The 12,005-nt window shown below is 60.9% G+C and carries 12 protein-coding genes; 10 read left to right on the forward strand and 2 right to left on the reverse strand.

Annotated features, from left to right (window positions below; translation table 11 throughout):
- The first annotated feature begins 1 nt into the window (after window position 1).
- Entirely contained in the window at window positions 2–568 is a 567-nt protein-coding gene (locus tag BUC40_RS09580; protein ID WP_073265001.1) for a DUF1285 domain-containing protein, read from the forward strand.
- Window positions 569–608: 40 nt separating this feature from the next.
- Here BUC40_RS09580 and BUC40_RS09585 read toward each other — a convergent pair whose 3' ends face one another.
- Window positions 609–2,273, reverse strand: a complete 1,665-nt coding sequence (locus BUC40_RS09585; RefSeq protein ID WP_073265003.1) for an electron transfer flavoprotein-ubiquinone oxidoreductase — start codon at window positions 2,271–2,273, stop codon at window positions 609–611.
- Window positions 2,274–2,591: 318 nt separating this feature from the next.
- Here BUC40_RS09585 and BUC40_RS09590 point away from each other — a divergent pair, with 318 nt between their 5' ends.
- Entirely contained in the window at window positions 2,592–3,341 is a 750-nt protein-coding gene (locus tag BUC40_RS09590) for an electron transfer flavoprotein subunit beta/FixA family protein (RefSeq protein WP_073265005.1), read from the forward strand.
- Complete coding sequence (locus tag BUC40_RS09595) at window positions 3,341–4,270, forward strand: electron transfer flavoprotein subunit alpha/FixB family protein (RefSeq protein WP_073265007.1); 930 nt, start codon at window positions 3,341–3,343, stop codon at window positions 4,268–4,270. The genes BUC40_RS09590 and BUC40_RS09595 overlap by 1 nt, the downstream gene beginning before the upstream one ends.
- Window positions 4,271–4,341: 71 nt before the next feature.
- Here BUC40_RS09595 and BUC40_RS09600 read toward each other — a convergent pair whose 3' ends face one another.
- Window positions 4,342–5,310, reverse strand: a complete 969-nt coding sequence (locus BUC40_RS09600; protein ID WP_073265009.1) for an alpha/beta fold hydrolase — start codon at window positions 5,308–5,310, stop codon at window positions 4,342–4,344.
- Between the two features lie 99 nt (window positions 5,311–5,409).
- On the opposite strand from BUC40_RS09600, the gene BUC40_RS09605 reads away from it, so the two are divergent.
- The 7 genes from BUC40_RS09605 (at window position 5,410) to BUC40_RS09635 (ending at window position 11,917) form a co-directional block, all read left to right on the forward strand.
- Window positions 5,410–6,237: a substrate-binding periplasmic protein gene (locus tag BUC40_RS09605; protein WP_073265010.1), complete on the forward strand. Its 828-nt coding sequence runs from the start codon at window positions 5,410–5,412 to the stop codon at window positions 6,235–6,237.
- A 93-nt stretch (window positions 6,238–6,330) separates the two neighbouring features.
- On the forward strand, window positions 6,331–6,603 hold the full coding sequence (locus BUC40_RS09610; RefSeq protein ID WP_167369148.1) for a DUF4398 domain-containing protein: 273 nt from the start codon (window positions 6,331–6,333) through the stop codon (window positions 6,601–6,603).
- Window positions 6,600–7,409 carry an OmpA family protein gene (locus tag BUC40_RS09615; protein ID WP_139272146.1) on the forward strand — a complete coding sequence of 270 codons (810 nt, stop codon included), beginning with the start codon at window positions 6,600–6,602 and terminating at the stop codon, window positions 7,407–7,409. The genes BUC40_RS09610 and BUC40_RS09615 overlap by 4 nt, the downstream gene beginning before the upstream one ends.
- Before the next feature lie 150 nt (window positions 7,410–7,559).
- Window positions 7,560–8,990: an aminotransferase-like domain-containing protein gene (locus BUC40_RS09620; protein WP_073265193.1), complete on the forward strand. Its 1,431-nt coding sequence runs from the start codon at window positions 7,560–7,562 to the stop codon at window positions 8,988–8,990.
- A 100-nt stretch (window positions 8,991–9,090) separates the two neighbouring features.
- A complete protein-coding gene (locus BUC40_RS09625; RefSeq protein ID WP_073265016.1) occupies window positions 9,091–10,761 on the forward strand; it encodes a vWA domain-containing protein in 1,671 nt (556 codons plus the stop codon).
- Window positions 10,762–10,763: 2 nt separating this feature from the next.
- On the forward strand, window positions 10,764–11,354 hold the full coding sequence (locus tag BUC40_RS09630; RefSeq protein WP_073265018.1) for an RNA polymerase sigma factor: 591 nt from the start codon (window positions 10,764–10,766) through the stop codon (window positions 11,352–11,354).
- Window positions 11,351–11,917, forward strand: a complete 567-nt coding sequence (locus tag BUC40_RS09635) for a hypothetical protein (RefSeq protein ID WP_073265020.1) — start codon at window positions 11,351–11,353, stop codon at window positions 11,915–11,917. Before BUC40_RS09630 ends, BUC40_RS09635 begins: the two co-directional genes overlap by 4 nt.
- The last annotated feature ends 88 nt before the right edge of the window (window positions 11,918–12,005 follow it).

Raw genomic sequence — 12,005 nt, forward strand, 5'->3', positions numbered from 1 at the left:
GATGAGCGAGGGCGACAAGGCCGGTGATCTGCTTGCGCAGATTCCGCCGGCAGGCAGCAAGGGCATGCCGCCCGTGCACCTGTGGAATCCGGATTTCTGTGGCGATATCGACATGCGTATCGCCCGTGACGGCTCATGGTTCTATATGGGCACGCCAATCGGGCGGCCGGCGATGGTGCGGCTGTTCTCGACCATCATCCGCCGTGACGGCGATGACTATTTTCTGGTTACCCCGGTCGAGAAGGTCGGCATCAAGGTCGATGACGCGCCCTTCGTGGCGGTGTCCGTGCAGGTGAGCGGGCAGGGAGAAGAGCAAGTGCTCACCTTCGTCAGCAACGTTGGCGATGAGGTTGAAGCCGGCGCCGAGCATCCGTTGCGCGTCGAGCTGGATGCGCATACGCAGGAGCCGTCGCCCTACATACATGTGCGAGCCAATCTGGAAGCGCTGATCCATCGCAACGTTTTCTACCAACTGGTCGAGTTGGCACAAACCCGTGAGGTCAACGGTCAGCCTTGGCTGGGTGTGTGGAGTGGGGGCATGTTCTTTCCCATCGGACCGCTGGAATAACACCCAATAAAAAAGGCTCCCGAGGGAGCCTTTTTATGTTTTACATGTTGGGGTAGTTGGGGCCGCCAGTCCCTTCCGGCGCCACCCAGGTGATGTTCTGGGCCGGATCCTTGATATCACAAGTCTTGCAGTGCACGCAGTTCTGCGCGTTGATCTGGAAGCGTTTGCTGCCATCGTCGTTGGCGACCACTTCGTACACGCCGGCCGGGCAATAGCGCTGCGCTGGTTCGTCGTAAAGCGGCAGGTTCTTGTCGATCGGAATGCTCGGGTCGGCGAGCTTCAGGTGGCAGGGCTGCTCTTCTTCATGGTTGGTGTTGGATAGGAACACCGAGCTCAATTTGTCGAAGCTGAGCTTACCGTCCGGCTTCGGATAATTGATCTTCTTGCTCTCTGCGGCGGTCTTCAAGCAGGCATAGTCCGGCTTGTTGTCGTGCAGGGTGAAGGGCAGCTTGCCACCGAACAGGTTCTGGTCGACCCAGTTGATGCCGCCGCCAATCACCGCGCCATACTTGTGGATCGCCGCGCCGAAATTGCGGCTGCGGAACAGTTCGTCGTACAGCCAGCTGGCCTTGAAGCCATCGACGTAATTGCGCAGCTCGTCACCACCCTCACGACCGGCGGCCAGAGCTTCGGCGATGGCCTCAGCTGCCAGCATGCCGGACTTCATGGCGGTGTGGCTGCCCTTGATCTTGGCGAAGTTCAGAGTGCCGAGATCGCAGCCGATCAGTGCGCCGCCCGGGAAGACCATCTTCGGCAGCGAGTTGAGGCCGCCCTTGGCAATGGCGCGGGCGCCGTAGGCAACACGCTTGCCGCCGTCCAGGTACTGCTTGAAGACCGGGTGATGCTTGAGACGCTGGAACTCGTCGAATGGCGACAGGTGCGGGTTGGCGTAGGACAGGTCGATGATCAGGCCGACCACCACCTGGTTGTTTTCCAGGTGATAGAGGAAGGAGCCGCCGGTGTTTTCGGTGCCCATGATGTCCATCGGCCAACCCGCGGTGTGCACCACCAAGCCTTGCTGATGCTTGCTCGGGTCGATGTCCCAGATTTCCTTGATACCGATGCCGTAATGCTGGGCGTCGGCTTCGCTGTCGAGGTTGTACTTTTTGATCAGCTGCTTACCGAGGTGGCCACGGCAGCCTTCGGCGAATAGCGTGTACTTGGCGCGCAGTTCCATGCCGGGGGTGTAATAACCTTCCTTCGGGTTGCCTTCGCGATCGACGCCGAGGTCGCCGGTGACGATGCCGCGCACCACACCGCTCTCATCGATCAGTGCTTCCTGTGCGGCGAAACCTGGGTAGATTTCCACCCCGAGGTTCTCGGCCTGCTGGGCCAGCCAGCGGCACAGATTACCGAGGGAGATGATATAGTTGCCTTCGTTGTGCATGGTCTTGGGCACGAAGAAACCCGGAACCTTGACGGAGCTGTCGGCATCTTTCAGTACATAGATGTCGTCGCCGTTGACCGGCGTATTCAGCGGCGCGCCCAGTTCCTTCCAGTCGGGGAACAATTCGTCCAGGGCACGCGGTTCGAAGACAGCACCGGAAAGGATGTGGGCGCCGACTTCGGAGCCTTTCTCGACCACGCAGACGCTGATTTCCTGGCCAGCTTCAGCGGCTTTCTGCTTCAGACGGCAAGCGGCGGACAGACCGGCAGGGCCGGCGCCGACGATGACGACGTCGAACTCCATAAACTCGCGTTCCACGGGCTATCTCCTCATCAAGGCTCTCTAATTTTTCATGGCGAGCCAACAACCTTCCAAGGCGCGCCCGCGCAGTATATAGGCAGCCTTGGCAAGGGCCAATACAAACGTTTGTTTGAATTTTCTGTAGGCCTGCTAGAATCCGGCTACAACACGAATGGCTCGCAGCCAGGGCGTATTGACCGAGCTAGGTGGTGCGGTCAAGATACGGGCGTTTTGCGCTCGCCGCCTGGGCTTGGGTGTTTGCGTTCTGCTGGTCTGCATCACCCGCATGCTCGCTTCTGGCGACATTCCTATTCACCGGAGAGTAACGAGGAATCCATGAAGGTTCTTGTAGCTGTCAAACGAGTGGTCGATTACAACGTCAAGGTTCGCGTCAAACCGGACAACAGTGGCGTCGATCTTGCCAACGTCAAGATGTCGATGAACCCTTTCTGCGAGATCGCCGTTGAAGAGGCTGTGCGTCTGAAAGAGAAGGGCGTCGCCAGTGAAATCGTGGTCGTCTCGATTGGTCCGACCCAGGCCCAGGAACAACTGCGTACCGCCCTGGCGCTGGGCGCTGATCGCGCCGTGCTGGTCGAGTCGGCCGAAGAGCTGAACTCCCTGGCGGTTGCTAAACTGCTCAAGGCAGTGGTCGACAAGGAGCAGCCGCAGCTGGTCATCCTCGGCAAGCAGGCCATCGACAGCGACAACAACCAGACCGGCCAGATGCTCGCTGCGCTGACAGGCTATGCCCAGGGCACCTTCGCTTCCAAGGTCGAGATCAATGGCGACAAGGCCAACGTGACCCGTGAGATCGACGGCGGTCTGCAGACCGTTGCCCTGAACCTGCCGGCCATCGTCACCACCGACCTGCGCCTGAACGAGCCGCGCTACGCTTCGCTGCCGAATATCATGAAGGCCAAGAAGAAGCCGCTGGAAACCCTGACGCCTGACGCGCTGGGCGTTTCCACCGCGTCCACCGTCAAGACCATCAAGGTCGAGGCGCCTGCGGCACGTGGTGCCGGTATCAAGGTCAAATCGGTCGCCGAACTGGTCGAGAAACTGAAAACCGAAGCGAAGGTGATCTAATGACTATCCTGGTAATCGCTGAAAACACCAATTCCGCTCTGGCGCCTGCCACCCTCAACACCGTTGCCGCCGCTCAGAAGATCGGTGGCGACATCCACGTGCTGGTCGCCGGGCAGGGCGTTGGCGCCGTTGCCGAAGCCGCCGCCAAGATCGCTGGCGTCGCCAAGGTACTGGTTGCCGACAACGCTGCGTTCGCTCATCAGCTGCCGGAAAACGTCGCGCCGCTGGTGGTCGAACTGGGTAATGGCTACAGCCACATCCTGGCTGCCGCTACCAGCAACGGTAAGAACATTCTGCCGCGCGTCGCTGCGCAACTGGACGTCGATCAGATCTCCGAGATCGTTTCCGTGGAAAGCCCGGACACCTTCAAGCGCCCGATCTATGCCGGTAACGCCATCGCCACCGTGCAGTCTTCGGCTGCCGTGAAGGTGATCACCGTTCGTGCCACTGGCTTCGACGCTGTGGCGGCCGAAGGCGGTTCTGCCGCCATCGAAAACGTTTCGGCAGGCGGTGATGCTGGCAAGTCGGCGTTCGTCGGTGAAGAGCTGGCCAAGTCTGATCGTCCGGAGTTGACTGCTGCCAAGATCGTGGTTTCCGGTGGTCGTGGCATGCAGAACGGCGACAACTTCAAGCACCTGTACACCTTGGCCGACAAGCTCGGCGCAGCGGTTGGCGCTTCCCGCGCTGCAGTCGATGCCGGTTTTGTGCCGAACGACATGCAGGTCGGCCAGACCGGCAAGATCGTCGCACCGCAGCTGTACATCGCGGTCGGCATCAGCGGTGCTATCCAGCACTTGGCGGGCATGAAGGACTCCAAGGTGATCGTCGCGATCAACAAGGACGAAGAGGCGCCGATCTTCCAGGTTGCCGACTATGGCCTGGTTGCTGATCTGTTCGAAGCCGTACCGGAGCTGGAAAAGCTGGTCTGATCCACTTTTTCCCGCAACGAAAAAACCCGCTCGTCGAGCGGGTTTTTTATTGCCTGCCCGAAAGCGGCTAGCTATTGATTTGTGCTCGCAGCCTTTCGCCCTTCAGCGGTATGCTGGCTCGCCTGATCAATGAACTTCAGGTAGTCAGCAGCGCTTTCTTGCGGGCGCTCGAGTATCGGCGCGTGGCCGCAGCCTTTTATGATCACCACGCTCACATCCTTGAGCAGCGGCTTCATCGTCTCGATGCTCGACACATCGAGGATTCGGTCCTGGTCTCCCCAAAGCAGCAGGGTCGGGGTGGTGATCCTCGGTAACTCGGGTTCCAGTGGCAGATAGCGTTGCTGCAGGTGCTCGAATATTTCTCGCTGATGGGCGCTGTCGGCAACGGCCCGTTGTGCGAGGTATTGGTGAAGACGCTCTGGCAACTGCGGTGGTGCGACGAACAGCCAGTCGAGCAGCTCATCGAATTGCGGCTCGCTGTCCACCAGTAGCGGGTTGTCTCCATGCTGCTCCAAACGCTGGAAGAATGGGCTGCGCCGCGGTGCATCCACGCCGGCGTTGGCAATCAATGCCAGGCTGGTGATCTGCTCGGGATAGCGTGCAGCGTAAAGTGCGGCGATATGACCGCCCATGGAATGGCCAGCCAGATGCATGCGCCGTATCCCCAGAGCATCAACGAATGCCGCCAGGCGCTCGGCCTGGGTGCCAACGTCGTAACTGCCATGGGGGCGGCCGCTGGCGCCGAAGCCGGGTAGGTCCACGGCGATAACGTGATAGCGCTCGGTCAGCTCCCTGGCGAACCACAGCCAGGTGCTTTTATCAGCGCCAAAACCATGAACCAACAAGACGGTTTCAGCCCCTTGCGGGCCGCCCTCGTAATAGCTGATATCCAGGTCGTTGACGGTGACGCTGCGCTCATGCAGCCCAGCCCGCCATTGCTCGACGGTGTGGTAGGCGCTCAACTGCGCCGCCGGCGACAGATAGAGGGTCGCTCCTGCGGCGGCGATGAGCACGATTAGGGCGAGAATCAATTTCTTCATGCGGCGTCTTATCGCTGATTATCCAGATCGTATGAGCTAGCATGTCATGAATTCCGGGCCTATGGATGGCCCACGGTTATTTGAATCGAGAGTGTGGCGATGCGTGAGCGAGCTTTAGTCTGGTCAGGTTTGTGGTTGTTCGCGGCGATGCTGCTGGGGAGCGGTGCGCAGGCTGCGGGCAAGTGCGAGCGTCTGGTCGCCACCGGCAACCCCGAGTATCCACCTTACCTGTGGCGCGACCCGCAGAACCCTGGGAAGCTGATTGGCGCGACGGTCGATCTGCTCAAGGCGGTTTCCGACGACCTTGGCGTCGGTATCGATGTGATCTATGCCGGCCCCTGGTCGCGAGCCCAGGAAGAGGTACGCACCGGTCGTGTGGATATGCTGGCAGGCGCCTTCCTGACCGTGCCGCGGCTGGACAGTATGGATTTCGTGCATCCAGCGTTTCTGTCCACGCCGAGCGTCGTCTGGGTGCGCAAAGGTCATGAGTTTCCCTACGCCAGTTGGGCAGATTTGCAGGGGCGCACTGGCGACACCTTGGTCAACAACAGTTTTGGTCAGGCCTTCGACGCCTACGCGCGCGATAACCTGACGCTGGAGGGCGTTTCCAGCCTGACTCAGGCGTTCCAGAAATTGTTGCTCGAACGCACCGACTACGTGCTTTACGAGCGCTATCCCGGCCAGGCGTTGGCGTCGACCTTGGGCATGCAGGACGACCTGCAGGTGCTCGACCCGCCTGTATCCAGCGAAGGCCTGCACTTGGCGCTTTCGCACAACTCGGCGTGCAACGATGCTTGGCTGCGCGGACAGCTGGCCAAAAAAATGACAGAATTCACCGCCGCTGGCATGCCGCAAACCCTTCTACAGCGCAACTTGGAGCGTTGGAAGGAGCAACAACCTGCACCAGCCGCCAGTGTTCCGAATTAGTAGGACGTACCCGTGATCTATCGATATAACGGCGCCGCACTGGCGCTGCTTTTGCTTCAGGGCTGTGCCAGCGATCCCGCACCAACCGAGCAGATGCGCCTGACCGAACAAGTGGTCGAGCAAGCCCAAACCGTCGCGGCAGGTGAAACCGTCGCCGAGTTGACCCAGGCCGAAGAAAAGCTCGCCCAGGCGCAGGCGGCGATGGCCGAAGGTGCCTATCGCACGGCACGTGTACAGGCCGAGCAGGCTGAGCTCGATGCTCGGCTTGCCGAGGCCCGCGTGCTGACGCTGCGTAGCCAGGCCCAGCTGGCCGAGCTGAACCGTCGTATCGGGCGTTTGCGCGATCAGTTGGGAGCGATGCCATGAGTCCGATGCGTACAGGCGCGGTAGCGCTGATGAGCGTGCTGTTGGCAGGTTGTGCGGGGCTGACCGATGAGCACAGCGCTGCCCTCGATGCTGCTCGCAGCAGCTTTCAATCCGTCAAGGAAGACCCTGAAGTGCTACGCAGTGCGCCCAAGGACGTGATCCGCGCCGGCGAGTCGCTGGGCCGCGCCGAACGGCTTTCGGGCTATTGGGGCAGCGCCGAAGATGTCGCCCATTACGCCTACCTGAGTCAGCGCTACAGCGAAATCGCCCGTGAGCACGCAAAACTCGCGGCGGATCAGGAGCGTGCTGCACGCCTGGAACTCGATCGTCAGCGCCTGCAACTGGCGTTGCGTGAGGCCAAGCTGCTCAGCGTGCAGGAGCAGAATGCCTGGCTCGAAGAGCAGATTGTCAACATGGCCACTGCGCAAACCGATCGCGGCCTAGTGATGACCCTCGGTGATGTGCTGTTCGATGCAGGTGAAGCACGGCTCAAGACCAGTGCCAACCGTACCGTGCTCAAGCTGGTGCAGTTTCTGCAACTCAACCCACGACGCATCGTGCGTATCGAGGGCTACAGCGACAGCAGTGGCAAGCGTGAGGAGAACCTGGAGTTGTCCAAGGCGCGTGCGCAAACGGTTGCCGACGCGTTGACCGATCTGGGCATCGATGACAAACGCATCGAAGTGCAGGGCTTTGGCGAAAGCTTCCCAGTGGCAGAAAATGCCTCGGCCAAGGGCCGCGCGCAAAATCGCCGCGTGGAGATCCTGTTCTCCGATGAGCAGGGGCGTCTCGGCGCTAACCGCTGATTCCGTTGAACCAAAACCCCGCCTCTGGATAACAGGGCGGGGTTTTTATTGGCTAAAAAAACCTGTCTCGTCGAGATATTTCAATGCTGTACCGGTACAGAAACATTTATGTGGAGTACTGTTATGGTTCAGTACCGAGACGAGATGGCCATGACCAATCTGTTGCTCTACCAGCGCATCGCTCAACAGCTGGCGGATGATATCCGTCGTGGCGTCTATCAGCCCGGGGAACGGGTGCCCTCGGTGCGCAAGATGAGTGCACAGCTCAGCGTCAGCCATGCCACTGTGCTGCAGGCCTACGCCAACCTCGAGGATCTCGGGCTGATTCGCGCGCGGCCGCAGTCCGGCTTCTACGTGCACCAGACGCCAGCGCTGACTGCCGATACGCCGGATATCGCCCGCGTCGAGCGCCCTGGCTTGGTCACACGCAGCAGCATCATCAATCAGGTGCTTGGCGAGGCGCGCCGCGAAGGGGTGTTTCCCCTCGGTGCTGCAGTGCCGCATGTCGATTATCTGCCTGTGAGGGCGCTGCACCAGCAGCTTGCCAAGGTCACCCGATTTCAGAGCCCGCGCGCGTTTAGCTACATGTTCAGCCCTGGTTTCGAGCCGCTGCGTCGGCAAGTGGCGATTCGCATGCGCGATGCCGGCGTGCTGGTCGACCCTTCGGAGGTGGTGATCACCCATGGCTGCGTGGACGCCTTGCAGATGGCGTTGCGTGTGCTGACTCGCCCAGGTGACCTGATCGCCACCGAGTCGCCGACCTATTACGGTTTGCTGCAATTGGCCGATTTGCTGGGCCTCAAAGTCATCGAGATTCCCAGCGACCCGACCACTGGGATCAGCGTCGAGGCCTTGCAGCTGGCTGCCAGCCAGTGGCCGATCAAGGCACTGGTGCTGACTGCGCGGCTGAGCAACCCCCTGGGCGGCACCATTCCCGAGGCTCGCCAGAAGCAGTTGCTGCGCTTGGTCAGCGATTTCGACATCCAGATTGTCGAGGACGATATCTATGGTGAGCTGATGTTCGAGCAGGGCCGCACCAAGGCCCTCAAGGCCAGTGATCTGGAAGGGCGAGTAGTGTATTGCTCGAGCTTCTCAAAAACCCTGTCGCCCGGCGTGCGTATTGGTTGGATCATCGCCGGCAAGTATCACGACGAAGTTCAGCGCCTGCAGATGTTCACCACCCATTCGGCGTGCAGCGTCACCCAGATGGCCGTTGCTGCGTACCTGGAGAATGGCGGCTACGACCGCCATCTGCGGCATATTCGCCAGGAGTACCGTAAGAACCTGAGTGCATTCCAGCTGGCTATCCAGCAGTACTTCCCCGAAGGCACGCAGATCACCCGACCCAACGGCGGCTTCATTCTGTGGGTCAGCCTGCCGGCGCGGGTCAATACCAAGGATCTGCATATCAGTGCCTTGCAGCAGGGCATCAGCATTGCGCCCGGGCTGATCTTCAGTAATACCGAGCAGTTCAACCACTGTGTGCGCATCAACTGCGGTATTCCGTGGAACCGCGAAGCGGAGCGTGCGGTGATGACGCTTGGCCTGCTGGCGACCCAGCTGTGCCAGGAAGCGAGCTGAACCGGACGAGGTGATTGCATCGATGATGCACGTTTAACCCGAATCGCCACCTGCATGCGTCTACTGGATCGAAGCACTCGTTCGGTCCAGGAGACGTGTCATGAACATCCATTCCCAGCTTTTGTTGTGTAGCCTCGCCGGTGGCGTCGTGTTGTCGCTGACTGCATGTAGCGTCAATCAAGACGAATCGATCGGTTCGCCAGCGGTCGAGCCGTCGCGCGTTGCAGCCGACATACAGGTGCCAGGCCCGGCGATCACGCCCGCACCGATGATGACGCGCATGGCCGCACCCGCCGCCCGAGAGTCGGCCTATGCGCCACCGCCTTCGGTTAGCCGGGAGCAGTATCAGCGCCTGGCCGCTAACCCTGTGCAGGCCGTTGCCGAGGCGCCGGTCTCGACCTTCAGTATCGACGTAGATACTGGCAGCTACGCCAATGTACGACGGTTTCTGAACGAAGGGCGTTTGCCACCGGCCGAGGCGGTACGCCTGGAGGAGCTGGTCAATTACTTTCCCTATGCCTATGCCTATCCCATGCCCACCGGCAACACGCCGTTCGGCGTCGGCACCGAGCTGGCTGTAACGCCCTGGAATTCGCAGAGCCGTCTGCTGCGCATCGCCATAAAAGCCTCCGACATGCAGGTTGCGCAGCTGCCGGCCGCCAATCTGGTGTTTCTGGTCGATGTGTCCGGCTCGATGGATCGCCCCGAAGGCCTGCCGCTGGTGCAGAACACCCTGAAACTGCTGGTCGATCAATTGCGGGCCCAGGATCGCGTCTCGTTGGTGGTCTATGCCGGTGACTCCAGTGTGGTGCTGGAGCCGACCGCGGGCTCGCGTAAGGCGGATATCCGCGCGACTATCGAGCAGTTGCATGCAGGCGGTTCGACCGCTGGCGAGTCGGGCATTCAGCTCGCTTATCAGCAGGCGCAGAAGGGCTTCATCAAAGGCGGTATCAATCGCATCTTGCTGGCCACCGATGGCGACTTCAACGTCGGCATCAGCGACTTCGAGAGCCTCAAGGCGCTCGCTGCCGACAAGCGCAAAAGCGGCATCTCGCTGACTACCCTGGGTTTCGGTACGGGCAATTACAACGAGCAATTGATGGAGCAACTGGCCGACGCCGGTGATGGTAATTACGCCTATATCGACAACCTGCGTGAGGCGCGCAAGGTGCTGGTCGAGCAACTTAGCTCGACCCTGGCCACGGTCGCCCGGGATGTGAAGATTCAGGTCGAATTCAATCCGGCGCAGGTTAGCGAATATCGTCTGCTCGGTTACGAGAATCGCGCTCTGAAGCGCGAAGACTTCAGCAACGACAAGGTCGATGCCGGCGATATCGGTGCCGGGCACAGCGTGACCGCGCTTTACGAGATCGTGCCGGTCGGCAACCAGGGTTGGCTGGAGCCGCTGCGCTATCGGCAAGCGGCGCAAACGCCAGCGGGCGAAAGCGAACTGGCCTGGCTGCGCATCCGCTACAAGACGCCCGAGCAGAACAGCAGTCGTTTACTGGAAACTGCCATCCAGGCGCCTGCGTCCTACACGCCCATCAGCAAAGCCAGTGAGGACCTGCGTTTCGCCGCCTCGGTTGCTGTCTTCGCCCAGCAGCTGAGCGGCGGACGTTATACCGGCCACTTCGATTGGGCTGCTACAGCCGCGCTGGCGCGAGGCAGCCGTGGCGACGATCCGTTCGGCCTGCGCAATGAGTTCGTGCAACTGGTGGAACTGGCGCGAAGCCTGCAAACTGGCGATTCCCGTGCCACTGGAAATGACTGAGTGTGACTGCCAATCCCCCAACTGCAACCGAGCCCAGCGATGCCGACTTGTTGCGTCGCTATCGGGGTGGCGATGCCGTGGCCTTTACGAGGCTTTACGAGCGGCATCGCCTCGGCCTGTTTCGCTTCCTACTCGGTTTGTGCGGCGACCATGCGGTCGCCGAAGAGGTATTCCAGGACACCTGGATGAGCCTGATTCGCAGCGAGTCGCTGCAACGCGAGGCTGCGGTACTGTTCAAGACCTGGCTGTATCAGATAGCCCGTAACCGCCTGATCGATCACTGGCGCAAACACGGCAAGCGTCAGCAGCGCGAAGACATGTTCGACGAGCAACTGCATGACCAGGCCAGCGGCGACCCCGATCCCGAGCGGCAACTAAGCCTCAGCCAGGACCAGGCGCGCATCCAGGCGGCGCTCGATGAGCTGCCGGCGGATCAGCGCGAGGTGTTTCTGTTGCGCGCCCATGCTGACCTGCAATTGCATGAAATCGCCGAGCTGACCCACACGCCGGCCGAAACGGTAAAAAGTCGGCTGCGCTATGCGATGCAGAAATTGCGTCGCCTGCTCAGCGCTGCCGAAGAGGTATCACCATGAACGAGCAACCCCAGGATCACGACGAGCTCGTGCTACGCCATGTGCGCGAACAAAGCCGCGAGCAACCGTCGGCGGCGCTGGATGCGCGCATTCTCGCCGCCGCTACGCATGCAGCAGCTGATCAGCACCCTAAACCACAGGGTTTCTGGCAGCGCCTGCTCAATGGCCTGAGCGATGCCTCTGCCCGACGCCGTTGGTCAGCTGCATTCGGTTGCCTCGCGCTCGTCGGGGTAGGGCTTGGGTTGAGCCTGCGCACGCTGGAGCAGGCACCGGATCGCTACGATGCTCCAGTCAGCACGCTGCAGCGCCAGGCACCAATTGCATTGCCGGCGCCTGCCAGCCCTGCGCCGGTGGCGGAAATGGCGGAGGTGCCCAAAACCATGGCGCGTATGGCTGCCAAGGCGGCACCGTTGCCGCAGGATGTACAGAACGCCTTACGGGAAATTGCCGAGCTGCGCGCTCAAGGTGAGGGCGAAGAAGCCGAGCGGCGAATGGAGCGGTTGAAGGCCGAACATCCGGCGCTGAATGTCGAAGCGGAACTGCAGCATTTGCCCGAGCGCTGAGTGCATCGGGGGACGGACGGCGTTGCCGTTCGGCAGACCGGCTGGTGTTATCGTCCAGTCGTTTTAGAATGTAAGTCTGCCGAGTTAA

The sequence above is a fragment of the Phytopseudomonas punonensis genome (assembly GCF_900142655.1).
Classification (GTDB): Bacteria; Pseudomonadota; Gammaproteobacteria; order Pseudomonadales; family Pseudomonadaceae; genus Aquipseudomonas; species Aquipseudomonas punonensis.